Origin of the sequence: Streptomyces sp. NPDC019531 (assembly GCF_044903305.1) — a bacterium.
Taxonomy (GTDB): domain Bacteria; phylum Actinomycetota; class Actinomycetes; order Streptomycetales; family Streptomycetaceae; genus Streptomyces.
Genome location: NZ_JBJDQL010000004.1, coordinates 25,105 through 48,135 on the forward strand (window position 1 = coordinate 25,105; position 23,031 = coordinate 48,135).

The window sequence follows — 23,031 nt, forward strand, 5'->3', positions numbered from 1 at the left end:
GCCACTCACATGTGTACGCGACCCCGTGCAGCGTCTCACCACCGCACCGCCATGGCGGCACGCAACCCTGATTCTTCCTGGCCGGAGGCCTGGTTGCGAACCCAGGGTCAAATGGGGTGTCTCACATCAAAGCGACATCATCTACCGCCCGGGCCGCTCCATGATGGCGAACGACGCCCCTTGATTGTCGGTGACGACGGCCACTTTTCCGTACGACGTCTCGAATGTCGGCGCCTGAACCCGCCCACCGAGACGGCTGACCGTCCCGAGGACGGCCTCGCAGTCCTCGACGCCGAAGTGGACGAGAAAGTGCGGCGGCATCTCGGCGGGGAACACGTCGGAGACCGGGGCGCGGCCGAAGTCGGGGTGAGCCTCGGAGCCGAAGAGGGCGTCGTGGAAGAGCCCGCCGTAGAAGGTGTTGGCGGTCTCGGTGTCCCGGGCGTACAGCTCGGCCCAGGCGAAGGTGCCGGGCTCGTGCCGACTGCCGAAGCCCTGGTGACTGCCGGGCTCCCAGAGGGCGAAGACGGCCCCCTCCGGGTCGGTGACCAGCGCGGACGTACCCAGGTCTCCGACCGGCATGGGGGCGGTGATGACCTGTCCGCCGGCCGCCCAGATCCGGTCGGCGAGACTTTCGATGTCCGGGGTGGCGAAGTACACCGTCCACACGGTGGGCATCCGGCCGTCCGTCTTGTGGGCGAGGGCCGCGACCGGCTCATCCCGGCGGTACGCCCACACGGAACCCCCGTGGGCGTCCTTGAACGTCCACCCGAAGAGCTCACCGTAGAACCGCTTCCCGGCGGCCACGTCGGGAAGCTGCGCGTCCACCCAGCAGGGGATGCCCTCGCCGTATCCCGTTCCGTCTGCGGATGCCCTGTTTTCGGCCATACCGTCAAAGTAACGGCGACGCACGCACCCCGCAGGACCAGGCACACCCGTCTCCCGGGCCCCGTGCACCCCATTTGCAGTCGGCCGAATCGCGCTCCGATCACCCCTCGGTAAGCTGACGGCATGACAGGACAAGTGCGTACCGTCGACGGCCGTGTGGCCGGTCGGCGTGGGCAGGCGACCCGGCAGAAGCTGCTCGACTGCCTCAGCGAGATGCTCAGCTCTTCCCCTTACCGGGACGTCAAAGTCATCGATGTCGCCCGGAAGGCGGGTACTTCACCCGCGACCTTCTACCAGTACTTCCCGGACGTCGAGGGAGCCGTCCTGGAGATCGCCGAGCAAATGGCCACCGAGGGCGGCCAGTTGACCGAACTGCTCGCGGGCCGCTCCTGGGTCGGCAAGGCAGGCTGGCAGACCGCGCAGGAACTCGTGGACGGTTTCCTTGAGTTCTGGCGCCGGAACGACGCCATCCTGCGCGTGGTCGACCTCGGGGCCGCCGAGGGCGACAAACGCTTCTACAAACTCCGTATGAAGATCCTCAATTCGGTGAACAACTCCCTCGCGGACGCGGTCACCGAGCTGCAGTCCAAAGGCAGGGTCGACAAGGACGTCAACCCGGCGGCGGTCGCCGGTTCACTCGTCGCGATGCTCGCGGCGGTCGCCTCGCACCAGAAGGGCTTCCAGACGTGGGGCGTCAAGCAGGCTGAACTCAAGCCGAATCTGGCGCTGTTGGTGCACCTGGGCGTGACCGGGAAGAAGCCGACGAAGTAGCTCGACTTCCCTTCCGGGTTCCAAGTCCTGTCAGGCAGGCGGTTGTTCACACGGGTGGACGGCCGCCTGTCGTGCGTTCACTTCCGTACGATCCTGAAGAGCCGTATCTCCCGCTCGACCCGTGCCTGGTAGGTGGCGTACGGCGGCCAGAAGGCCAGCGCGGTCTTCCATACGGCCGTCCGCTCCTCCCCCGTCAGCAGCGTCGCCGTGACCTCGATGTCCCGGCCCTTCCAGCTGATCGTGGCCTCAGGGTGGGCGAGGAGGTTGGCGGTCCAGGCGGGGTGGCCGTCGCGGCCGAAGTTGGAGCCGATGAGGATCCAGGTGCGGCCGTCGTCCTCGGGCATACACGCGAGCGGGGTGCGACGGGGCAGCCCGCTCCTCGCCCCCGTCGAGGTGAGGATCACCCCCGGCAGCATCTGGGCGCTGAGCAGGACCTTCCCCCGGGTGAGCCGGTGCACTGCCCGGTCCAGGGCCGGAATCACATGCGGCGCGATCTTGGCGAAACCACGCGTGGACGACACCCGCTGCACGATCCGCTCGCCGATCACACCGACACCTCCGCCCGCGCGAAGAGCCGGGCCGCCTCGGCGGCATGGGCCCGCAGCCGGTGCGCGGGGCCGAAGAGCAGCTCGTCCCCGGCGGCGCGCTTGAAGTACAGCTGGGCCTCGTGCTCCCAGGTGAAGCCGATGCCCCCGTGCAGCTGGATGCCCTCGCCGGCGGCGGTGCGCAGCGCTTCGAGGGCCTGGGCCAGGGCGAGACCGCCGACCCGCTGTTCCTGGCGGGCGGTGGCCCAGGCGGCGTAGTAGGCGGCCGACCGGGCCGCCTGGAGCTGGACGTAGACGTCGGCGAGCCGGTGCTTCACGGCCTGGAAGGACCCGATGGCCCGCCCGAACTGCTCCCGCTGTTTCACGTACTCCACGGTCCGCTCCAGCGCGCGGTCGGCAGCCCCGACGGCCTCACAGGCGAGGACGGCGGCGGCGGTGTCTCCCACCCGGGCGAGCGCACCGAGGACGTCGGTGTCGGCCCCGAGCAACTCCGCCTCGACGTCCCGGAGTTGGAGCCGGGCCTGGGGGCGGGTGGCGTCAAGGGCGGTCTGCCGGGTGCGGACGAGCCCGGGGGCGTCACCGGGGACGAGGAAGAGGAGCGTACGGGAACGGGCGAACCCTCCGGCGTGCGCGGCGACGAGCAGGAGACCGGCGCTGTGCCCGTCGAGGACCTGGTCGACCTGGCCGTAGAGCCGCCAGACGGAGCCGGGGGGTTGGTCCACAGGTCGCGCCTGTACCCCACCCGCACGTCCTCCGCCCGCCCACTGGGCCCTGTTGTCACAGGTCAGCCCCAGCGCGGAACCCGGCGGCACAGCCAACGCCATGGTCAAGTCACCCGAGGCGATCCGGGGCAGCAGATCGGCACGCTGGGCTTCCGTACCCAAAGCCGTCACCAGCGGCGCCGCGAGAACCGCCGTCCCCAGCAACGGCGTGGCCGCCAGCGTGCGTCCCGTCTCCTCGCAGGCCAGCGCAAGCTCGGTCACCGAGCACCCCACACCGCCGTACACCTCGGGGAGCGCGAGTCCCGGCAGGCCCAGCTGTTCGGCGAGGACCCGCCACAGCGCGGGGTCATGACCGGTGGGTGTGTCCACCGCGGCCCTCAACTCCCGTGGCCCGCACCGCTCCTGCAGCACTACGCGGAGCGCCTGACGGATCTCGTCCTGTTCGGCGGTGAAGCGAGCGTCCATGGCCCCGGCCCTTCCCTCCCGATCTGACGGTCCGTCATATTAGGAGGGCCCGCACCAGATGCACAGAGGCAGGAGCCCCCTCATGAGCCCCGGCAGCCGGAAAGTCGCGATCACCGGTGTGGCACTCTCCGACTGCGGCCGCGTGGACGGCACGACCCCCTACGCCCTGCACGCGCAGGCCGCCCGCCGCGCGCTCGCCGACGCGGGACTGGAGCGAGGGCTGGTCGACGGTCTCGCCTCGGCCGGCACCGGCACCCTCGCCCCCGCCGAGGTCGCCGAGTACCTGGGCCTGCGCCCCACCTGGGTCGACTCGACCTCGGTCGGCGGCTCCACCTGGGAGGTCATGGCGGCCCACGCCGCCGACGCGATCGCCGCGGGACACGCGAACGCGGTGCTGCTGGTCTACGGCTCCACGGCCCGCGCCGACATCAAGGAGGGCCGCCGCACCGGCACCCTGTCCTTCGGCGCCCGCGGCCCGCTCCAGTTCGAGGTGCCGTACGGCCACACCCTGATCGCCAAGTACGCAATGGCGGCCCGCCGCCACATGATCGAACACGGCACGACGATCGAGCAGTTGGCCTCCGTCGCCGTACAGGCGAGGGCGAACGCGGCGCTCAACCCCGAGGCGATGTTCCGCGACCCGATCACCGTGGACGACGTCCTGTCGGGCCCGATGATCGCGGACCCCTTCACCAAGCTGCACTGCTGCCTCCGCTCCGACGGCGGCGCGGCGGTGCTGCTCGCGGCCGAGGAGTACGTACGGGACTGCCGTACCGCTCCCGTCTGGGTGCTCGGCACCGGCGAGTACGTCTCGCACGTCAGCATGTCCGAGTGGCCCGACTTCACGGTGTCCCCGGCAGCGGTGAGCGGACGGCTGGCCTTCGAGCGGGCGGGAGTGCGCCCCGAGGAGATCGAACTCGCCCAGATCTACGACGCCTTCACGTATATGACGCTGGTGACCCTGGAGGATCTCGGCTTCTGCGCGAAGGGCGAGGGCGGTTCCTTCGTGGAGAAGGGACGACTGCGGGTCGAGGGCGGTGACCTGCCGGTGAACACGGATGGGGGCGGGCTGTCCGCCCAACACCCCGGAATGCGGGGGCTGTTCCTGCTCGTGGAGGCCGTACGGCAGTTGCGCGGGGAGGCCGGGGCACGGCAGGTGCGGCGGCGGGACGGGTCGGCGCCGGGGCTGGCGGTGGCGTCGGGGACGGGGGGGTGGTTCTGCTCGTCGGGGACGGTGGTGCTGGGGCGTTAGCGCACGACGTGGTGCTGGGGCGTCAGCGCACGACGTGGTGCTGGGGCGTCAGCGCACGACGGTGACGACGGCCTTGTCGTTCGACGTGTCCGGGTCCCGGCGGCCCAGGTCCCACGGGCTGGACGGGTCCTTCTCCTGAAGGCTCAGGGTGCCCGATCCCGGTGCGCCGAGTTCGGCCGTGAACTCGAAGGAGCGGCTCTCGCCCGGCTTCAGGTCGGGTATGTCGCAGGTGTAGGTGAAGTCTTTGTTGTCGCAGTACGGCTGGTAGACGCCGTCGTCGTACTCCTCCATGGGCTGCTTGACCACCTTCAGCCCGAGGGGCGGCTCGAAGACCAGCTGGGCCGTGCGGCCGGCGTCGGCGGGGCCGTCGTTGCGGACCTTGATCTTGAAAGTGCGCCGCGTGCCGGGAGCGCCCTTCAGCTCGACGTCGGAGACCTGGTAGTCGGCGTGGGTGTCGACGACGAGGTTGGTCTGCCCGCCGCCCGCGACGAAGGTGCCCCCGGTGTCGCTGGTGGGCTCGGCCTCCAGGGTCGGTCCGTCGCCGGTGTCGCCGCCCTCCGGGTGGGTGTCGTACTGCCCGGGGCCCATGTCCAGGGCCCAGACGTCCCGGCCGTAGGAGGGGTACATCCGGGTGCGGGGGACGCGGAATCGCGGGGCGGGACCGACGACGAGGGTCTCCCCCGGGTCGATCGTCACCTCCGGGAGCTCGCACACGGCTATGTGGCCCTTGCCCAGCTCGGGGTAACGGCAGTTGCCGTACCGCTGGGCGAACGCCGTCCCGTCAACGCTCATCTCGATGCCCAGGCCCTTGACGGGCACCTCGCCGGTGTTGCGCACGACGAGCGGGGAGACCAGCTCTGAGCCGGGCCGCAGGAGATCCTTCCGGTACTCGGGCGCCACCGCCTCGACGACCGGCTCCCCTACGACGAACCGGGTCCGTGCGGTGAGCTTCTTGCCGTCCTTCGTGGTGTACGTGAAGCGGACGACGGCCGTGTCACCGGGTTTCGCGCCCTTGACGGCGTACGGCTGGGCGCGCGCGTTGTCCGCCCAGTTGCTGTAGTCGCCGTTGACCTCGCAGGTCAGATGGGCGGAATCGCCTTCGCAGGGACCGTACTTCTTCAGCCGGACCACGTCCCGCCCGTCAGGAGCCACGTCCACCGTGAGCCGGCGGACCCCGGGCTTTCTCCCGTCCTCCGCCATCACGTGAAAGGGCATCTTGTCCTTCGGGCCGGTCTTGTCACCGTAGGGGCGCAGGTAGTAGAGCTCGGGGGCGGTGAGGGAGGAGTGCGCCGCCGCCCCGGAGTCGCAGGCGGCGAGGGACGCGAGAAGGAGGACGCCGATGGCGCCGACTGACGTACCGGACAGGCGATTCACCGTATCCCCTCCCTGTGGCGGCCGAAGTAGCCTGCACTGTACGGCCTTGACCGTATGGCGTTGACTCGCGAACAACTTGAACAGTTCCTGGCCGGACTCGACCGGTGGCTGACGTCCGACCTCGGTACCGTCTGAGGCATGGCAACGGATCTTCACGAACTGCTGAGGTCACTGCGGGTGTGGAACCCGGAGGTCACCTCGCTGCCCTCCTTCGACCCGTCCGGGGCGCCCGCGACCCCGCTGAAGCTCTTCACCACCTGGTTCGCGGAGGCGGTGGCGGCCGGGCAGACCGAGCCGCACACCATGTCCCTCGCGACGGCGGACGCGGAGGGGCGGCCGGACGTACGGACCGTGATGCTGCACGGCGCCGACTCCGACGGCTGGGCCTTCGCGAGCCACTCCCACAGCCGCAAGGGAGGGCACCTCGCGGTCCGGCCGTACGCCGCTCTCGGCTTCTACTGGCCGGTGCTCGGCCGGCAGGTGCGGGTCCGGGGACCGGTGACCGCGGCGCCCTCCGAGGAGGGCCAGGCGGATCTGCACGCCCGCTCGACCGGCGCGCTGGCCGCCGCGCTCACCGGGCGGCAGAGCGAAGTCCTGGGCTCGCTCGGAGAGTTGGCGCGGGCGTCCGAGGATGCCTGGGAGCGGGCGCAGCGGGAGCCGGGGGCACCCGTCCCGACCTGGACGCTGTACCGGCTGCTTCCGGACGAGGTGGAGTTCTTCCAGGGGGACGAGCGCAGACGACACGTACGACTCAACTACCGCCGCATTGCCGAGGGTTGGCATCAGGAACTGCTCTGGCCCTGAAAGTCGCACACCGCGAAGTCCGCCACCGGTCGGTAGCCGATGCGCTGGTAACCGATGCGCTGGTAACCAGGAGCGCCGGCCCCCGAGAACAGGGCATTCCGCACCTCACTCCGCCGAATAATAAAAGTCTTGTTAAACTGAGCCCATGGCTACCTCCCCCGCTCCCGGTGAAGGCCCCGTCCGCCCGGTCTCCGTCTCCCTCCATGAGGGCACCATCGCCGCCCTCAGAGAGCGCACCGGCAAGCGGGGCATGTCGGCCTACGTCGAGGCCCTCATCCAGCGCCAGCTGGAACGCGACCGACTGCGCGAGCTCATCGACGACGCCGAAGCCGAACACGGCCCGGCCGACCCGGCTGCGGTCGAGGCCAAACGAGCCGTCCTGCGCGGCGACGCGGCGGGCTCGGCGGACACCGCGTGAGCGGCACCCTCGTTCTCGACTGCGAGGGACTTTCCCAGCTCGTACGGCGTTCACCCGAACTCACCGAGTGGCTGGCCGCGGCTGAGGCCGAGGACATTCGGGTCGTCATGAGCTCGGTGACGCTCGTCGAAGCGCGCGACCCGAAGATCAATCAGGCACGCTTCGACTACGCCGCCTCCCGGGTGAACATCCTCTCGCCCACCGAGGCCATCGCCGATCAGGCCAGCAGGCTCCTCGCCGCCGCCGGTCTGCACGGACACAAATACGCCCTCGATGCGATCGTCGCCGCAACGGCACTCGCGTCACCCGCCCCCGTGACCGTCCTGACCTCGGATCCCGAAGATCTCACCGCCTTGTGCGGCCCCGGAGCACGCGTCATCAAGGTCTGATCCGGACAGAACCGTCAGCGTGGAACCTCGGCCCCTGATGGCTCCGCATCCGTCGCCAGCCGCGCATGCAGGTGCATGTCCCGGAACTCGTCATGGCGGCCCGCCTCGAACATCGCGCCCCTCAGCGTGCCCTCGTGGCGGAAGCCGCAGCGTTCGGCGACGGTGCAGGAGGCTCCGTGGCCGAGGGCGTGGCCCAGTTCCAGGCGGTGCAGGCCGAGGTCGGTGAGGGCCCAGTGGGCTGCGAGGCCGAGGGCGCGGGTGGCCACGCCCCGGCCGCGGGTCTCGGGCAGCACCCAGTAGCCGACGCGGGCGGTGCGGAAGACGTGGTCGATCATGTTGACACCGACGTGCCCGAGCGTCGTACCGCTCGACTCGTCCGTGATCCGGTACGACGCGCTCGTGCCCTGCGCCGCCTGCTCGGCCCTGCGGCGCATGGCGGCACGGGCGCCGTCGAGGTCGTGGATCAGGGTGAGGGGGGTGTTCCAGCGCCCGAACTCGGGGTCCTGCGTGGCGCGCAGCCAGTCCTCCACCTGGGGGTCGGATTCCGGGTCCCAGGCGCCCAGACGCAGGCCGTGGCCTTGGAGTGGGGTGAACGGGCGCATGAGGTGCTGATCGTCGACGTCGGTCATCCACCCATTCAAACCGCCGCGGTCGCCCCACGCGGCCTGAATTTCGGCCCCTGTCCGGGACGGGCGGTACGCGATCGCGAACATCGTCGTCGGCCATCACGCCCTCACCCCGCCGACACGGAGCCGCACAGCCTGACTTTCGATCCCTCCGCCCGGAAAGACCCCCTCCAGCCCCAGGCCATGACCGTACGGATCCGGGAAGGGCCTACGCGATCGCGAACATCAACCTCGGCCATCACGCCCTCACCCCGCCGGCACGGAGCCCCACGGCCTGAACTTGGGTACGCCGTCCGGAAAGACGGCCTCCAGCTCCAGCCCGGCCCGCAGCTCCTCGTGCGCGCAGTCGACGATCTCCGTCATCATCCGGGGTCCCTCGGCGAGGTCGACCACGGCGGCGACGTACGGGGTGCGGTCCCTGAAGGGCGGCAGGTCGTTGCGGTGGACGACGGACCAGGTGTGGAGGGTCGCCCGGCCGGTCGCCTCGCACCAGGAGACGTCCTCGCTCCAGCAGTGCGGGCAGAACTCGCGGGGGTAGTGGTGGATTCGGCCGCACGAAGAGCAGCGCCTGAGCAGCAGGCCGCCCCGCGCCGCCGCGTCCCAGTAGGTGCGGGTGAAGGCGTCCGTCTCCGGGACGTCGTGGCGGGCGCTCACGAGAAGAGGCCCAAGGCGGCGTCCAGCGACCACGTCTGCCACGACATCCCGAACAGGGCAACCAGCGAGATGAGGGCCATCATCGAGTTCTGCCCCTGCTCGGCCCAGTCGTGGATCATCAGGGTGAAGTAGAGGACGTTCAGGAGCAGCCCGCCCACCAGGGCCACAGGGGTCAGCAGGCCCAGTATCAGGCCCGCGCCCAGGGCGAGTTCGGCGTAGGCGACGACGTACGCCATCGTCCTCGGGCGGGGTGCGACCACCACGTCGAAGCCGCTGCGGACCGGGGCCCAGCGGTGCTTGGCGGCGATGTCCGCGGCCCAGGTGATGCCGCCGCCCTCGAACCACGTTCTCTTGTCCTTGTGCCGCCAGCTCTCCAGCCACCAGAGCCCGAGCCCTATGCGCAGGACGGCCAGCCATTGCGCGCCGGTCAGCCAGATCGTGTCCATGAAATCTGACGGTACGTCAGATCCTGGGGCCCGGAAAGACCGCGTTCCCGGTAAGAATCCATGAGACAAGACTGTGTGCTTCCTGAGAAGCTATGGGTCCCCAGTGAATACCCCGGGATTGTTGGCAATTTTGTCGAAGCCCCGGCTACGTTCGTTCCCGCCAGCGAAAACGCCTAGGGAGCAAACCGTGAAGCACAGGGCAATCAAGCGCAGGAACGTCGTCATCGGCATCGGTGCGACAGCGGGGGTCGCGGCCATCGGCGGCATCGCCCTGAACGCCAGCGCGTCGACCGACAGCTCCTCCGCGAGCGGTGACGACACTCTCGTCTTCGACCCCGAGGCCTACACGAAGCTGACGACGACGGTCACCGACACGGAGGGCACCGAGCACTCGGTCACCTACCACTTCTGGAAGGCGATCACCTACGTCTCCAAGCCGGTCGACGAGACCTACCAGTCGCTGAACGTCAGCGTGCCGGTCGAGATCGACGGCACAGCGGTGGACGCGAGCGACGCCCCGATCCTGTTCGCGAACTCCGTCGGCGGCTACATGCCGTCCTCCGTGGCGGACGCCACCGGCGTCGGCGGCGCGAGCGCGGGCGGCGGCGCTCCGAGCGGGGCGCCCACCGCGAGCAGCTCCGCCTCGCCCTCCGCGAGCGCCTCGGCGCCGGGTGCCAACGGCAACACCAACGCCACCGGCGGCGCCATGAACACCAACCAGCTGCTGGCGCTGGCCGCCGGGTACGTCGTCGTCGAGCCCGGCGCCCGCGGCCGTACCCTCAAGAACTCCGCCGGCGAGTACTACGGCACCGCTCCCGCCGCGATCGTCGACCTCAAGGCGGCCGTGCGGTACGTCAAGTCCAACAAGGGCCGCATCCCCGGCAACGTCGAGCGGATCGTCTCGGCCGGCACCAGCGCGGGCGGTGCCCTGTCCTCGCTGCTCGGTGCCTCCGGCGACAGCCCGATCTACGACAAGTACCTCAAGGAGATCGGCGCGGCCGACGCCTCCGACGCGATCTTCGCGACCGGTGCCTGGTGCCCGATCACCGACCTGGAGCACGCCGACGGCGCCTACGAGTGGAACTGGGGCACCAATGACCTCAGCACCGGCAAGCAGGTCGACCAGACGGTGTCCAAGGAGCTCCAGTCGCAGTTCGCCGAGTACCAGGCGAAGCTGAAGCTGCGCGGCCTGAAGGGCTCCGGCTTCGGCACGCTGACCGCGCGCAACTACGACGACTACCTGGTCACGCAGTACCTGGAGCCCTCGGCGACCACCTACTTGGCCGCGCTCTCGGACTCCGCCCGCGAGACCTATCTGGCCGCCAACACCTTCATCACCTGGAAGAACGGCAAGGCCGGCTTCACCTGGGCCGACTTCCTCACCCACGTCGGCGCCCGCAAGAAGGACGCGCCCTCCTTCGACGCCTGGGACCTGTCCGCGGGCGAGAACAACGAGTTCGGCGCGGGTACGACTCTCAGCCGCCACTTCACGGCGTACGGCGCCAAGAACGACTCCACGGGCCTGTCCACCCAGCGCGTCGCGAGCGACATCCCCGAGAAGCTCGACCTGATGAACCCGATGTACCACCTGGTGGAGAAGGTCAACGGGAAGCGTTCCAAGCACTGGTGGATCCGCCTCGGCACCAAGGACTCCGACACCTCGCTGACGGTCTCCGCCAACCTCGCCGCCCGCCTCGACAACCTCGGCGACGACGTGAACCACCTCTACTACTGGGACCAGGGTCACGGCGCCAACACCGACCCCGGCGACTTCATCACCTGGATCGCCAAGGTCACGGGTTACAAGAAGGCCAAGAACAGCAAGTAACTCCCACGAACGCAGCCCCCGGTTTCCCGTCAGTTTCCGGCCGCCGCTGCCCGGGCGTCGAGGCTCCGCATCACGCGGACCCGGCGCCCGGGGCGTTTTCTGTGTGGGCTACGTCACGCGACCCACGCACTTCTCCTACATGCGTGATCGATCCGCAACCAATTCCGGGCTTGACCGAGACCCATCAACGCGCCGCCTGATTACGCTCGCGCTCATGGCCGACTCCGCACCCGACCCCGAGTCCGACCCCGCCTCTGCCTCTGCCTCCGCAGACCGCCCCGACCAGCCCGACCGTCCGGTGTACGTCGTCGGCGGCGGCCCGGCCGGGCTTTCCGTCGCGTACGCGCTGCGCGCCCGGGGTGTCCGCGCGGTCGTCCTGGAGAAGTCAGAGCACATCGGCGCGTCCTGGCGGCGCCACTACGACCGGTTGCACCTGCACACCACCCGTCGCCTCTCGGCCCTGCCGGGCCTTCCGATGCCCCGCCGCTTCGGCCGCTGGGTCTCCCGCGACGACGTGGTGCGCTACCTGGAGAAGTACGCCGAGTTCCACGAGCTGGAGACCGTCACCGGCGTCGAGGTCTCGCGCGTCGAGCGCGCCCCCGACGGCACGGGCTGGCTGCTGCACGCCACCGGCGGCCGCGAACTGACCGGCGCAGCGGTGGTCGTCGCCACCGGCTACAGCCACACCCCGCGGCTGCCGGACTGGCCGGGCCGCGAGGGATTCAAGGGCGAGCTCCGGCACGCCGGCGAGTACCGCAACCCGGAGCCCTACGCCGGCCAGGACGTCCTCGTCGTCGGCGTCGGCAACACCGGCGCCGAGATCGCCGTCGACCTGGTCGAGGGCGGCGCCGCGCGGGTACGGCTGTCCGTGCGCACCGTGCCGCACATCGTCCGCCGCTCCACGGCCGGTTGGGCCGCCCAGTACACGGGCGTTCTCGTACGACGGCTGCCGGTCGGCCTCGTGGACCGGCTGGCCCGGCCGATGGCGAGGCTCAGCGTGCCCGACCTGTCCCCGCACGGCCTGCCCCGCCCGGACACCGGCCTCTACAGCCGGGTCAAGGAGGGCGCCATCCCGGTCCAGGACGTCGGGCTCATCGACGCGATCCGCAAGGGCAGGGTCGAGGTCGTGGCCGCCGTCGAGGGCTTCGAGGGCGGCGAGGTCCTCCTGGCGGACGGCACCCGTATCGACCCGGACGCGGTGATCGCGGCCACGGGGTATGCCCGCTCGCTGGAGGGTCTCGTCGGCCACCTGGACGTCCTCGACCCGCGCGGCCACCCGGTCGTCAACGGCTACCGCGCCCCGAAGAACGCCCGGGGCCTCTACTTCACCGGCTACGTCACTCCCATCAGCGGCACCATCCGAGAAGTGGCGATCGACGCCGAGAAGATCGCGAAGGCCGTGGAGAAGGACTGCGGGGACAGGCTCTCGCGGCTCCCCGTCTGACGCGGAGAGCCTCAACTCGGTTCACCAGCGCTCCTGTTACATGTGTGAGAGATGTGACAGGAGCGTTGTCGTGTGCCGTCGCGCGGGGCCAGAATGTGAACACTTCTCATGTTCTAGCTCCACACTCTCTCCACTACGGAGGACGCACGTGGCACGCGAAAGACAGCTCCCCCCGCTCCCCCCGCATTCCCGGCTCTCCCGGCGCTCCCTGCTCGGCGGTGCCGCCGCGACGGCCGGTGCCGTGACCCTCACCGGCACCGCCGCCGCTCCCGCCTCCGCCGCCACCCGTGACGTGGACGTCGCGATCGTCGGCGGCGGCCTCGCCGGGCTCACCGCCGCCCGTGACCTGGTCGCGGGCGGAAAGACGGTCGCCGTCCTGGAGGCCCGCGACCGCGTCGGCGGCCGGGTGCTCAACCTGTCCCTGGCCAACGGCGGTGTCACCGAGGGCGGCGGCGAGTTCATCGGCCCCACCCAGGACCGCATCAAGGCGCTCGCCGACTCGCTCGGGGTGGGGACCTTCGCCACCTACAACACCGGCAACAACCTCCTCTACAAGGACGGCAAGAAGACGCCGTACGCCACCGACGGCGTCCTCGGCTCGGTCCCGCCGATCGACGCGGCGGGACTCGCCAACGCGGCCATCGTCCAGGCCTCCCTCGACGACATGGCCAAGACGATCCCGGTCGACGCGCCCTGGACCGCCGCCAAGGCCGAGGAGTGGGACCGGCAGACCTTCGAGACCTGGTTGCGCGCCAACGCCGTGATCCCGTCGGCCAAGTTCCTCCTCGACGTGGCCTGCACCTCGATCTTCTCGGCCGAACCCCGGGAACTCTCCCTCCTGTTCGTCCTCTTCTACATCGCCGCCGCCGGCAACGAGACCAACGTCGGCACCCTGGAACGCCTCACCGAGACCGCGGGCGGCGCCCAGGAACTGCGCTTCGTCGGCGGCTCCCAGCTGGTGCCGATCAAGCTCGCCGCCACGCTGGGCGACCGGGTGGTGCTGAACGCGCCGGTGCGCACGATCACCAAGTCCGGCTCGAAGTACGTCGTCACGGCCGACGGCGTCACCGTCACCGCCCAGCGGGTGGTCGTCGCCGTACCGCCGCCCCTCGCGGCCCGCATCACCTACGACCCCCTCCTGCCGGCCGCCCGCGACCAGCTCACCCAGCGCCTGCCGATGGCCTCGGTCGGCAAGGCGATCGCCATCTACGACACCCCGTTCTGGCGGGCCGACGGCCTCAACGGCCAGGTCGTCAGCGACACCGGGGTCATCAGCTCCACCTTCGACAACTCCCCGCCCGACGCCTCGTACGGCGCCCTGATGGGCTTCATCGAGGCCGACGAGGCCCGCAAGTACGACGCGGCGAGCGAGGCGGAGGTCAAGGCGGCCGTCCTCAAGGACTATGTGACGTACTTCGGCTCGAAAGCGGCCTCCCCCACCTCCTTCGTCCTGCAACGCTGGAACAACGAGGCCTACACCCGCGGCGGCCCCGTCTCCATCGCCGCGCCCGGCGTCCTGACCCAGTACGGTTCCGCCCTGCGCGCGCCGGTGGGTGGCATCCACTGGGCGGGCACGGAGACCTCCCTCCACTGGAACGGCTTCATGGACGGAGCCGTCCGCTCCGGCGAGCGGGTGGCCAAGGAGGTACTCGCGGTGCTGTAGTCAGCGCCTCAACTTTGCCTGCACGCCCGTTCCTGACACAGCGTCAGTTCTGTAATCTGACACTGCGTCAGTTATTCACGCTGTCACACAGGAGCGGGCGGACCGATGCTTGGATCAACCCACGGCACCCTCACCACCGACTCCCGCCGGGCCCGGGTCATCGCATGCGGCGAGCAGCCCGGGCCCGCCGTCCACGGCAGGCCGGCCGAGGTCGACGACCTCGACGTCGGCGGCAGGCCGCTGTATGCCGACGTCCCCGATCTGGACCGCTTCTTCCAGCCGGAGTCGGTCGCGGTGATCGGCGCCTCGGACGCCGAGGGCCGCCCGAACACCGGTATCACCCGGCAGTTGATCGACTGGGCGGCACGGGTGGGCGCCCGGCTGCACCCGGTGCACCCGACCCGCCCGGCCGTCTTCGGCATCCCCTGCCTCACGTCCGTCGCCGAGCTGCCCGAGCAGGTCGATCTCGCCGTCCTGCTGGTCGCGGAGCCCCTTCCGGTGATCGAGCAACTGGCCGAGGCCAAGGCGAAGTTCGCGGTCGTCTTCGCCTCCGGGTTCGCGGAGACCGGTGAGGAGGGGGCGGCGGCCCAGGAGCGTCTCGCCGCCGCGGTGGCGGAGTCCGGGATGCGGCTGCTGGGTCCCAACACCAACCTGAACGCCTTCTCGACGTTCCGCGAGGATCTCGACGGTCCCGGCATCGCCCTGATCACCCAGTCCGGGCACCAGGGCCGCCCGGTCCACGCCCTCCAGGAGCTCGGCATCCGCCTCACCCACTGGGCGCCGACCGGCAACGAGGCCGACCTGGAGACCTCCGATTTCCTCTCCTACTTCGCCGAGCGGCCCGAGGTCGGCGCCATCGCCTGTTACCTGGAGGGCCTGAAGGACGGCCGCTCCTTCCTGCTCGCCGCCGACCGCGCCGCCCGCCGCAAGGTGCCGGTGGTCGCGGTCAAGGTGGGCCGCACCGAGACCGGCGCCCGCACGGCCGCCTCCCACACCGGCAAACTCACCGGCGCCGACACGGTCGTGGACGCCGCGATGCGGCAGTACGGCGTGATCCGCGTCGACGGCCTCGACGAACTCCAGGACACCGCAACCCTGTTGGCCCGCGCGAGGCCGCCGCGCGCCGAGGGCGTCGTCGTCTACTCGATCTCGGGCGGCACCGGCGCCCACTTCGCCGACCTGGCGACGGAGGCGGGCCTGAAGCTGCCCGCCCTGTCACAGGCCAAGCAGGCCGAACTGCACCAGTGGATACCGGAGTTCCTGAGCGTCGCCAACCCCGTGGACAACGGCGGGCATCCGGTCGGCGACTGGCGCGGCCGGAAGATCATCGACGCGATCCTCGACGACCCTTCCGTCGGGGTGCTGATCTGCCCCGTCACCGGCCCCTTCCCGCCCCTGAGCGACCGGCTGGTCCAGGACCTGGTGGACGCGGCCGAGCAGACCGACAAGCTGGTGTGCGTGGTGTGGGGCTCGCCGGTCGGCACCGAGCCGGCCTACCGTGAGGTCCTGCTCGGCTCCTCCCGGGTGGCCACCTTCCGCACGGTCGGCAACTGCATCACCGCGGTCCGCGCCTACCTCGACCACCACCGCTTCGTCACTGGCTACCGCTCCCCCTTCGACGAGGCCCCACGCACCCCCTCACCCTCCTTCCGCAAGGCGCAGGCACTGATGCGCCCGGGCCAGCAGCTGAGCGAGCACGCGGCGAAGCAGCTGCTGCGGGCGTACGGGATCCGGGTGCCGCGCGAGCAGCTGGTGACCAGCGCGGCGGCGGCCGTACGCGCGGCCGGCCTGGTGGGCTACCCGGTGGTGATGAAGGCGTCCGGCGCGAAGATCGCCCACAAGACCGAGCTGGGCCTGGTGAAGATCGGCCTGACCTCGGCCAGCCAGGTCCGGGACGCCTACCGGGAGTTGACCGACATCGCCCGCTACGAGGACGTCCCGCTGGACGGTGTCCTGGTCTGCCAGATGGTCGAGCGGGGCGTCGAGATGGTCGTCGGGGCCGCGCACGACGAGCTGTTCGGCCCGACGGTGACGGTCGGGCTCGGCGGGGTCCTGGTGGAGGTGCTGCGCGACACGGCCGTACGCGTGCCGCCCTTCGGTGAGGAACAGGCTCGGGACATGCTGGACGACCTGCGTGGACGGGCCCTTCTCGACGGGGTCCGGGGGCGGCCCCCCGCGGATCTCGACGCGCTCGTGGAGGTCGTGCTCCGGGTGCAGCGCATGGTGCTGGAGCTCGGGGACGAGCTCGCGGAGCTCGACATCAATCCGCTGATGGTGCTGCCCAGGGGGCAGGGCGCGGTGGCGCTGGACGCGTTGGTGGTGTGCCGGTGAGCGAGGTGGAGCACACGGTCTCCGGCCAGGTCTCGTACCTCACCCTCAACAGGCCCGAGGCCCTGAACGCCCTCACCCCCGGCCAACGCGACCGGCTCATCGAGCTGTTGGGAGATGCGTCCGGCGACCCCGACGTGCGAGCGGTCGTCCTCACCGGAACCGGGCGCGGCTTCTGCGCGGGGGCGGACCTGCGGGGCGGTACGACCGCGGGAGACCCGGTCCCCGGTGACGTGACCCGCGTGATCCGCCTCGGCGCCCAGCGTCTGATCGCGGCCGTCCTCGACTGCGAGAAACCCGTGATCGCGGCGGTGAACGGCACCGCGGCCGGCATCGGCGCGCATCTCGCGTTCGCCTGCGACCTCGTCCTGGCCGCCGAGTCGGCGAGGTTCATCGAGGTGTTCGTACGCCGGGGCCTGGTCCCCGACGGCGGCGGCGCGTACCTGTTGACCCGCCTCCTGGGCCCCCGGCGAGCCAAGGAGCTGATGTTCTTCGGCGACGCGCTCTCCGCCCCGGACGCCGAGCGCCTCGGCCTGGTCAACCGGGTCGTCCCGGACGGGGAGTTGGACAAGACGGCCCGCGAGTGGGCGGCCCGTCTCGCCACCGGACCGACCCGCGCCCTGGCCCTGACCAAGCAGCTCGTCAACGCCTCCCCGGACACCGACCGCGCCACGGCCTTCGCCGCGGAGGCCGCCGCGCAGGAGATCAACATGACTACGGCGGACGCGAAGGAGGGCGTGGCGAGCTTCGTGGAGCGCAGGAGTCCTGAGTACCGGGGGCGTTGAGGGGCGGGCCCGACGGACCCCTTCCCATCTGACACACCGTCAGCTTCAATGGTGAGTGTGATGGGACAAGCAGGAATGGCGGAAGCGGCCGTCCGCTATCTCAGGTCAGGCAAGGCCCTCTCCGTAGAGGCGCTGCCCCGCCCGGAGCTGCGGTGCGTCCGCGAGGACGAGCGGGCGCCGGTCGATCAGGGCGAGTTCCGGCGCGTGCTGGGCAACTTCGCGAGCGGGGTCACAGTGATCACCGCCCCCGGCACTCCTCCCGCCGGCTTCGCCTGCCAGTCCTTCTCCTCCCTCTCCCTCGACCCACCGCTCGTCGCCTTCATGGTGGGCCGTACGTCCACGACCTGGCCCCGCATCGCCCACGCGGGCGTCTTCTGCGTGAACGTCCTGAGCGCGGACCAGGGCGAGCTGTGCAGGGCCTTCGCGGTGAGCGGCGCGGACAAGTTCACGGGTGTACCGCACGCACCGGCCCCGGCGACCGGCTCGCCCCGCCTCGACGGCACGCTCGCCTGGATCGACTGCACGATCCACGCGGTGCACACGGGCGGGGACCATCTGATCGTGGTGGGGCGGGTGGAGGCGCTGGGGACGGGCGAGGCCGCCGACGGACCGCTCGTCTTCCATCGGGGGCGGTTCGGCCGTCTGGAGAGCTGACGGCCAGGGTCACACCGCCGTCAGCCGCCACAGGGAGACGACCTCCGCGGCACGGGCGGCGTGCAGAGGGTCTCCGGGGTCGGCGGCACGCGAGTGGCGGGGCCTGGTGTCGATACGGCCGACGACCCGCAGGCCCGCCGAGTCGATGGCGGCTCGCAGCTCGTCCCCGGTGCGCAGACCGACGCGTTCGGCCAGGTCGGAGAGGATCAGCCAGCCCTCACCGCCGGGTTCGAGGTGCGGGGCGAGTCCCGACAGAAAGCCGTGGAGCATGGCGCCGTCGGGATCGTAGACGCCCTGTTCCAGCGTCGAGGTGGGCCGGGCCGGGATCCAGGGCGGGTTGCACACGATCAGCCCGGCGCGCCCTTCGGGGAAGAGCTCCGGGCCGGTGACGCGAACGCGCTCGGCCAGACCGAGGCGCCGCAGGTTGTCGTGCGCACAGACACGCGCGCGGGCGCTGAGGTCGGTCGCGACGACCCGTTCGACACCACGCCGGGCCAGAAGGGCGGCGAGGACGCCGGTTCCGGTTCCGAGGTCGAAGGCGGTGCGAGGAACGAGCCTGGGCAATGGTGCCTGGGCGACCAGATCGACGTACTCGCCCCGGACCGGCGCGAACACCCCGTAGTGGGGACGGAGTCGGGCGCCGAGAGCCGGGATCTCGACGCCCTTCGCTCGCCACTGCCTGGCTCCGAGCACGCCCAGCAACTCGCGGAGGGAAATCGCCGTACGACCGCCGGGCGGGGGACCGTAGGCCTCGGCGCACGCGCGACGTACGTCAGGGGCGCGCCGCAGGGCCAGTGCGTGGTCGTCCTCCAGCACGACCAGGAGGCGGCCGAGCACGCGGGCGCGGTGGGCGCGGAAACGGCGCTGAAGGCGGAAGGTCTCGGCCGGGGTGCGGCCCGGCGACGGGGTCTTGCGGTCGACGCGGCGCTCCATGGCGCGCAGCAGCCCACGCGCGTTGTGGAAGTCGCCCCGCCACAGCAGACCGGTGCCTTCGCAGGCGAGTCGGTGGGCGGTGGCGGCGTTCGTCCGGTCGTCGACGACGATCACCCGCCCGGGCGGCGGGAGTTGGTTCTCAGAGTGCCAACGGGCGGAAAGGCTCTGTCGATCCTCGGTCCAGAGGACCGTGGAGGAGGCGGACACTGCATGCTCCTGGGGTTCGTGATCCGACGTGGGCGAGCACGAGGACCACGTCGCCGAGAACCATGCCGAGTGTCACGAACGTCCCTTTCCGTTCAGGTGGGTTCAGGATACGGCCAGGACGGGGGCCGGGGCCGGCCTGCGGCGGATCACCAGGGCCATCAGCGCCGCCGCCGCGCACAGCGCGCCCGAGGCGTACCAGACCATGTCGTAAGTGCCGAAGACGTCACGGATAACGCCGCCGAGGACGGCGATGAGGGCGGCGCCGACCTGGTGGGAGGCGAGGACCCAGCCGAAGACGATCGCGCTGTCGTCGCCGTACTGCTCGCGGCACAGGGCGACGGTGGGCGGGACGGTGGCGACCCAGTCGAGGCCGTAGAAGACGATGAAGAAGAGCATCGGCGGGTGGACCGAGGGGGCCAGCAGCATGGGCAGGAAGAGGAGCGAGATGCCGCGCAGGGCGTAGTAGACGGCCAGCAGACGGCGGGGTTCGAAGCGGTCGGTGAACCAGCCGGAGGCGACCGTGCCGACCACGTCGAAGACGCCGATGACCGCGAGCAGCGAGGCGGCCGCGGTGACGGGCATGCCGTGGTCGTGGGCGGCGGGCACGAAGTGGGTCTGGATCAGGCCGTTGGTGGAGGCGCCGCAGATCGCGAAGGTGCCGGCGAGCAGCCAGAACGGGCCGGTGCGGGCGGCCTTCAGCAACACCGCGATCGCTCGGCGGGCGGCTCCGGGCACCGGCTCCGGCTTCGGCACGAACTCCTGGGCGCCGTACGGCCGCAGGCCCACGTCGGCCGGATGGTCGCGCAGCAGCAGCCAGACGAAGGGCACGACCGCGAGGGCCGCCAGCGCGACCGTGATCGCCGCCGGGCGCCAGTCGTGCCTCTCCACCATCCAGGACAGCAGCGGCAGGAAGATCAGCTGGCCGGAGGCGGAGGCGGCGGTCAGGAGGCCGGTGACCAGGCCGCGCCGCGCGGTGAACCAGCGGTTGGTGACGGTCGCCGCGAAGGCGAGGGCCATCGATCCTGAGCCCAGGCCGACGAGCAGGCCCCAGTACAACATCAGCTGCCAGGCGGCCGTCATCCACACGGTCAGGCCCGAACCGACCGCGATCACGGTCAGCGCGACCGCGACCACCCGCCGTATGCCGAAGCGGTCCATCAGCGCCGCCGCGAAGGGCGCGGTCAGGCCGTACAGCGCGAGGTTGACGGAGACGGCCGCGCCGATGGTGCCGCGCGACCATCCGAAGTCCTCATGCAGGGGATCAATAAGGAGGCCCGGCAGGGAGCGGAAGGCGGCCGCGCCGATGATCGTCACGAAGGCGACGGCGGCGACGAACCAGGCGCGGTGAATGCGAGAAGTCGACTGCTTTTCCGTGTGGGCTGCCGGTACGGCGGCTTCGGTTGTCTGGGTCACGACATTGAGCTTCCGTCCTGCGGCTTCCCGGATCCATTGGCCCGAAGGACAGCATTCGTTAGGATCGGGCCATGCGGGCTGCGCGGGACGCACCACCACGCGGTCAGGCCGCCAAGGCACGGACGAGCATCGTGCCCACGGACCGGTCCTTCGGCGGGTCGATCAGAGCCACGTACATGTCGGAGAAACCGTGCCCTGTCAGGATGCGCCCCCACTCGTCCGGGGTGCGGTCGTGCCGAAGTCCGGCTCTGGCAGGCCTTGGCCCCTGGCTGCCCGGAGGCAAATGCGAGAAGGCCAGGATGCCGCCCGGCGCCATGCGCGAGTGAATCAGCGGGAGCAGGGTGTCCGGATCGACGAACCACACGGCACCGAAGATCGAGAGCACGACATCGAACGTCTCGTCCGTCTCGCTCAGCAACGCCGTCGCCTCCGCCGTACGGAACTCAAGGCCCGGCAGATGACCCCAGTGCTCCCGCGCGACCGCCTCACGGGCGGGGGCGATGTCTACCCCCAGACCTGTCGCGCCAAGCGTCACGAGGTGCGCGAGGTTACTGCCGCTCCCTGAGCCGAGTTCCAGCACCCGGCGCCCGGCCATGGGACCCAGAACGCTCTCGTTCGGCCCGTGATCGGCGTACTGGGTCCAGTTCAGCCAGGTCGTATCGCCCATGGCGTTCACGGTCCTGCGTGGCTTGCTCCCGACCGCGTACCTGTCCCAGGACTCAGCCAATGACATGTGGTGATCCTTCCGGCAAGAGGGGCCCGCCCCCAACGTACGAGGACAGGCCCCAACTCACGTGCTGCTCACTGCTACTTGGGCGAGTCGTGGCACCCGGCGTGGCACTGATTGCAGTCGGCCGCGTTTTCCATGCCCCACAGGTCGGATTCGATATCGAACCCGGCCGCTTTGATGGCCTTGATCGTCTGCTCCAGGACGAGCGGGCCGCCGGTCTTGAGGTCGGGGCCGTCCCGCCTCGCCTTGTCGTCGCTGACGCACTGGACACCGGCCGTCGTCCCCGGAAGCTCCGGAACGTGGTGGATGTACCGGCCGAAATGCCGGTTGGTGAAGTGGTGGTACGGGATCGAGTCGAGCATGAACGAGTGCCATGCCTCGTCCACCTGCTTGGACGGGCCCATGAGAAGGTCCGGGTTCTCGCCGCACGTGACCAGGTAGGCGATGGCCTGTCCGAACTTGGCCTCTGCCAGTTCGCGCGTGTTCTCCGGGTTGCGGAGGAGGAGGGCCACCTCCCGCTCCCACACGTCCGGGGTGACGTACGCCTTCGGGTCGCGGATCACTAATGCCGTGCTCATGCTGGCTCGCCTCCACGTGATGAGGGTTCCGTGGTGCTCCGGTTACGTCGTCCGCCCGCGCACTTGGGACACAGGCACGGCGGCATCAGGCCAGTGGCGAGGGGCTCCCCGCCCTCACCCTCGTACAGGGTTCGTGGCTCGGTCCGAGTGCCGTCGGCTCTCACGGTGTAAGCGCTGATGTGGATGGACATGGCGACCATGTTCCGGATCGGTCGCGGCCACTGCGGCGACGTTCAAGGCGTCCCTCAAGCGTCAAGTCGACGTCGACCCGAGGGCGTCAAACCGGTGTCATTGGAGGCGCGGCGTAGCTACCCTCGGATCATGACGACCACGGCCGAGCGTGAGCGAATCCCCAACGACGTGCTGACCTCCGTACGCAAGTCGATGAACCTGAGCCAAGACGAGTTCGCGCAGGGCCTGCGTCGCGCGGGCGAGGAGCTGGGGGAGCCGAACGACGCCTCCAAGCGACTCGTGCAACGCTGGGAGTCCGGGGAGACCCGGACGTGCCGCCCGCTGTACGCACGGGCGCTGAAGCAGTTCACCGGCCGCACCCCCGAGTCGCTGGGGTTCGCGATCCCGATGGCACGTGTCCGCTCAGACGGTGCAGGAGGCCACGACATGGAGGCTGGGGAAGCCGGCACGGCTGACGCTGCCACGAGCCCGGAGCCGGAGCCGCAGAGCGAGTACGCGGGCATCTGGCTGTCCCGGTACGAGTTCTACTCGTCCAGCCGTGACGAGACGTTCGACTGCAAGCACCACGTCGTGATCGTCCAGCACGGCAACCGGCTGACAGCCCAGAGCCTGCCAGGAGCGTCGACCAACCCGGACAGTCCGTTGTCTCTGGATCTCACCGTGGACGGGAACGTCGTCACCGGCGCGTGGACCGAGCAGACGGCGGCCGACGGGTACTACCAGGGCGCCCGGTACCACGGTGCGATTCAGCTGCTCATCGAGCCGACAAGCCGACGCATGGCGGGCAAGTGGGTCGGGTTCGGCAAGGACTTCGACGTGAACACAGGTCCGTGGGAGCTGCGCCTACTCGACCGGTCGACGGGCCGCGCGAGCATCGAGCGGTACTCGACCACACCAGAGTGAGGGATCAGCGCGCTCTCCTTGC

General features: G+C 70.4%; 23 protein-coding genes. 12 read left to right on the top strand and 11 right to left on the bottom strand.

Features of this window, described 5'->3' with window-relative positions; translation table 11 throughout:
* Nucleotides 1-141: 141 nt before the first annotated feature.
* Complete coding sequence (locus ACI2L1_RS06355) at nt 142-885, bottom strand: VOC family protein (protein ID WP_404738157.1); 744 nt, start codon at nt 883-885, stop codon at nt 142-144.
* Nucleotides 886-1,020: 135 nt separating this feature from the next.
* Here ACI2L1_RS06355 and ACI2L1_RS06360 point away from each other — a divergent pair, with 135 nt between their 5' ends.
* The gene (locus ACI2L1_RS06360; protein WP_404738445.1) at nt 1,021-1,656 is read left to right on the top strand and encodes a TetR family transcriptional regulator; all 636 of its coding nucleotides are present in this window, start codon (nt 1,021-1,023) and stop codon (nt 1,654-1,656) included.
* A 77-nt stretch (nt 1,657-1,733) separates the two neighbouring features.
* Here the strand turns inward: ACI2L1_RS06360 and ACI2L1_RS06365 are convergent, their stop codons facing one another.
* Together ACI2L1_RS06365 and ACI2L1_RS06370 are read right to left on the bottom strand one after the other, a co-directional pair.
* A complete protein-coding gene (locus ACI2L1_RS06365; RefSeq protein WP_404738158.1) occupies nt 1,734-2,204 on the bottom strand; it encodes a nitroreductase family deazaflavin-dependent oxidoreductase in 471 nt (156 codons plus the stop codon).
* Nucleotides 2,201-3,388, bottom strand: a complete 1,188-nt coding sequence (locus ACI2L1_RS06370) for an acyl-CoA dehydrogenase family protein (protein ID WP_404738159.1) — start codon at nt 3,386-3,388, stop codon at nt 2,201-2,203. The genes ACI2L1_RS06365 and ACI2L1_RS06370 overlap by 4 nt, the downstream gene beginning before the upstream one ends.
* An 82-nt stretch (nt 3,389-3,470) precedes the next feature.
* On the opposite strand from ACI2L1_RS06370, the gene ACI2L1_RS06375 reads away from it, so the two are divergent.
* A complete protein-coding gene (locus ACI2L1_RS06375) occupies nt 3,471-4,640 on the top strand; it encodes a thiolase C-terminal domain-containing protein (protein WP_404738160.1) in 1,170 nt (389 codons plus the stop codon).
* A 48-nt stretch (nt 4,641-4,688) separates the two neighbouring features.
* Here the strand turns inward: ACI2L1_RS06375 and ACI2L1_RS06380 are convergent, their stop codons facing one another.
* A complete protein-coding gene (locus ACI2L1_RS06380; RefSeq protein ID WP_404738161.1) occupies nt 4,689-6,014 on the bottom strand; it encodes a hypothetical protein in 1,326 nt (441 codons plus the stop codon).
* Nucleotides 6,015-6,152: 138 nt separating this feature from the next.
* Here ACI2L1_RS06380 and ACI2L1_RS06385 point away from each other — a divergent pair, with 138 nt between their 5' ends.
* From ACI2L1_RS06385 to ACI2L1_RS06395, 3 genes are all read left to right on the top strand, one after another.
* Complete coding sequence (locus ACI2L1_RS06385) at nt 6,153-6,818, top strand: pyridoxal 5'-phosphate synthase (RefSeq protein WP_404738162.1); 666 nt, start codon at nt 6,153-6,155, stop codon at nt 6,816-6,818.
* Between the two features lie 145 nt (nt 6,819-6,963).
* Entirely contained in the window at nt 6,964-7,236 is a 273-nt protein-coding gene (locus tag ACI2L1_RS06390) for a hypothetical protein (protein WP_404738163.1), read from the top strand.
* A complete protein-coding gene (locus tag ACI2L1_RS06395) occupies nt 7,233-7,625 on the top strand; it encodes a type II toxin-antitoxin system VapC family toxin (RefSeq protein ID WP_404738164.1) in 393 nt (130 codons plus the stop codon). Before ACI2L1_RS06390 ends, ACI2L1_RS06395 begins: the two co-directional genes overlap by 4 nt.
* A 14-nt stretch (nt 7,626-7,639) precedes the next feature.
* Here the strand turns inward: ACI2L1_RS06395 and ACI2L1_RS06400 are convergent, their stop codons facing one another.
* The 3 genes from ACI2L1_RS06400 to ACI2L1_RS06410 form a co-directional block, all read right to left on the bottom strand.
* The gene (locus ACI2L1_RS06400; RefSeq protein ID WP_404738165.1) at nt 7,640-8,254 is read right to left on the bottom strand and encodes a GNAT family N-acetyltransferase; all 615 of its coding nucleotides are present in this window, start codon (nt 8,252-8,254) and stop codon (nt 7,640-7,642) included.
* Between the two features lie 243 nt (nt 8,255-8,497).
* Nucleotides 8,498-8,905, bottom strand: a complete 408-nt coding sequence (locus ACI2L1_RS06405) for a Zn-ribbon domain-containing OB-fold protein (protein ID WP_404738166.1) — start codon at nt 8,903-8,905, stop codon at nt 8,498-8,500.
* Entirely contained in the window at nt 8,902-9,351 is a 450-nt protein-coding gene (locus ACI2L1_RS06410) for a DoxX family protein (protein ID WP_404738167.1), read from the bottom strand. The genes ACI2L1_RS06405 and ACI2L1_RS06410 overlap by 4 nt, the downstream gene beginning before the upstream one ends.
* Nucleotides 9,352-9,538: 187 nt before the next feature.
* On the opposite strand from ACI2L1_RS06410, the gene ACI2L1_RS06415 reads away from it, so the two are divergent.
* From ACI2L1_RS06415 to ACI2L1_RS06440, 6 genes are all read left to right on the top strand, one after another.
* Nucleotides 9,539-11,179, top strand: coding sequence for a subtype B tannase (locus ACI2L1_RS06415; RefSeq protein WP_404738168.1), 1,641 nt, complete (start codon nt 9,539-9,541; stop codon nt 11,177-11,179).
* Nucleotides 11,180-11,393: 214 nt separating this feature from the next.
* Nucleotides 11,394-12,623 carry a flavin-containing monooxygenase gene (locus tag ACI2L1_RS06420; RefSeq protein WP_404738169.1) on the top strand — a complete coding sequence of 410 codons (1,230 nt, stop codon included), beginning with the start codon at nt 11,394-11,396 and terminating at the stop codon, nt 12,621-12,623.
* Nucleotides 12,624-12,771: 148 nt separating this feature from the next.
* Nucleotides 12,772-14,286 (top strand): flavin monoamine oxidase family protein, encoded by a 1,515-nt coding sequence (locus tag ACI2L1_RS06425; RefSeq protein ID WP_404738170.1) that lies wholly within the window; start codon nt 12,772-12,774, stop codon nt 14,284-14,286.
* A gap of 105 nt (nt 14,287-14,391) precedes the next feature.
* Entirely contained in the window at nt 14,392-16,617 is a 2,226-nt protein-coding gene (locus ACI2L1_RS06430; protein WP_404738171.1) for an acetate--CoA ligase family protein, read from the top strand.
* Entirely contained in the window at nt 16,608-17,399 is a 792-nt protein-coding gene (locus tag ACI2L1_RS06435; protein WP_404738172.1) for an enoyl-CoA hydratase/isomerase family protein, read from the top strand. Before ACI2L1_RS06430 ends, ACI2L1_RS06435 begins: the two co-directional genes overlap by 10 nt.
* Nucleotides 17,400-17,459: 60 nt before the next feature.
* Nucleotides 17,460-18,053, top strand: a complete 594-nt coding sequence (locus tag ACI2L1_RS06440; RefSeq protein ID WP_404738173.1) for a flavin reductase family protein — start codon at nt 17,460-17,462, stop codon at nt 18,051-18,053.
* A 9-nt stretch (nt 18,054-18,062) separates the two neighbouring features.
* On the opposite strand, the gene ACI2L1_RS06445 is transcribed toward ACI2L1_RS06440, so the two are convergent.
* From ACI2L1_RS06445 to ACI2L1_RS06460, 4 genes are all read right to left on the bottom strand, one after another.
* A complete protein-coding gene (locus tag ACI2L1_RS06445) occupies nt 18,063-19,193 on the bottom strand; it encodes a methyltransferase (protein ID WP_404738174.1) in 1,131 nt (376 codons plus the stop codon).
* 102 nt (nt 19,194-19,295) lie between these two features.
* Nucleotides 19,296-20,606 carry an MFS transporter gene (locus ACI2L1_RS06450; RefSeq protein ID WP_404738175.1) on the bottom strand — a complete coding sequence of 437 codons (1,311 nt, stop codon included), beginning with the start codon at nt 20,604-20,606 and terminating at the stop codon, nt 19,296-19,298.
* 103 nt (nt 20,607-20,709) lie between these two features.
* Entirely contained in the window at nt 20,710-21,339 is a 630-nt protein-coding gene (locus ACI2L1_RS06455; protein ID WP_404738176.1) for a class I SAM-dependent methyltransferase, read from the bottom strand.
* Nucleotides 21,340-21,413: 74 nt separating this feature from the next.
* Nucleotides 21,414-21,914 (bottom strand): glycine-rich domain-containing protein, encoded by a 501-nt coding sequence (locus tag ACI2L1_RS06460; protein WP_404738177.1) that lies wholly within the window; start codon nt 21,912-21,914, stop codon nt 21,414-21,416.
* 321 nt (nt 21,915-22,235) lie between these two features.
* Between ACI2L1_RS06460 and ACI2L1_RS06465 the strand changes: the two genes are divergently transcribed.
* Nucleotides 22,236-23,009, top strand: coding sequence for a helix-turn-helix domain-containing protein (locus ACI2L1_RS06465; RefSeq protein WP_404738178.1), 774 nt, complete (start codon nt 22,236-22,238; stop codon nt 23,007-23,009).
* Nucleotides 23,010-23,031: the final 22 nt, after the last annotated feature.

What these genes read in the sequence shown, in the direction of transcription:
- ACI2L1_RS06465 (WP_404738178.1), top strand. Translation starts at nt 22,236, where the DNA reads ATGACGACCACGGCCGAGCGTGAGCGAATCCCCAACGACGTGCTGACC.
- ACI2L1_RS06375 (WP_404738160.1), top strand. Translation starts at nt 3,471, where the DNA reads ATGAGCCCCGGCAGCCGGAAAGTCGCGATCACCGGTGTGGCACTCTCC.
- ACI2L1_RS06355 (WP_404738157.1), bottom strand. Translation starts at nt 885, where the DNA reads ATGGCCGAAAACAGGGCATCCGCAGACGGAACGGGATACGGCGAGGGC.
- ACI2L1_RS06440 (WP_404738173.1), top strand. Translation starts at nt 17,460, where the DNA reads ATGGGACAAGCAGGAATGGCGGAAGCGGCCGTCCGCTATCTCAGGTCA.
- ACI2L1_RS06455 (WP_404738176.1), bottom strand. Translation starts at nt 21,339, where the DNA reads ATGTCATTGGCTGAGTCCTGGGACAGGTACGCGGTCGGGAGCAAGCCA.
- ACI2L1_RS06410 (WP_404738167.1), bottom strand. Translation starts at nt 9,351, where the DNA reads ATGGACACGATCTGGCTGACCGGCGCGCAATGGCTGGCCGTCCTGCGC.
- ACI2L1_RS06420 (WP_404738169.1), top strand. Translation starts at nt 11,394, where the DNA reads ATGGCCGACTCCGCACCCGACCCCGAGTCCGACCCCGCCTCTGCCTCT.
- ACI2L1_RS06370 (WP_404738159.1), bottom strand. Translation starts at nt 3,388, where the DNA reads ATGGACGCTCGCTTCACCGCCGAACAGGACGAGATCCGTCAGGCGCTC.
- ACI2L1_RS06430 (WP_404738171.1), top strand. Translation starts at nt 14,392, where the DNA reads ATGCTTGGATCAACCCACGGCACCCTCACCACCGACTCCCGCCGGGCC.
- ACI2L1_RS06385 (WP_404738162.1), top strand. Translation starts at nt 6,153, where the DNA reads ATGGCAACGGATCTTCACGAACTGCTGAGGTCACTGCGGGTGTGGAAC.
- ACI2L1_RS06400 (WP_404738165.1), bottom strand. Translation starts at nt 8,254, where the DNA reads ATGACCGACGTCGACGATCAGCACCTCATGCGCCCGTTCACCCCACTC.
- ACI2L1_RS06390 (WP_404738163.1), top strand. Translation starts at nt 6,964, where the DNA reads ATGGCTACCTCCCCCGCTCCCGGTGAAGGCCCCGTCCGCCCGGTCTCC.
- ACI2L1_RS06460 (WP_404738177.1), bottom strand. Translation starts at nt 21,914, where the DNA reads ATGAGCACGGCATTAGTGATCCGCGACCCGAAGGCGTACGTCACCCCG.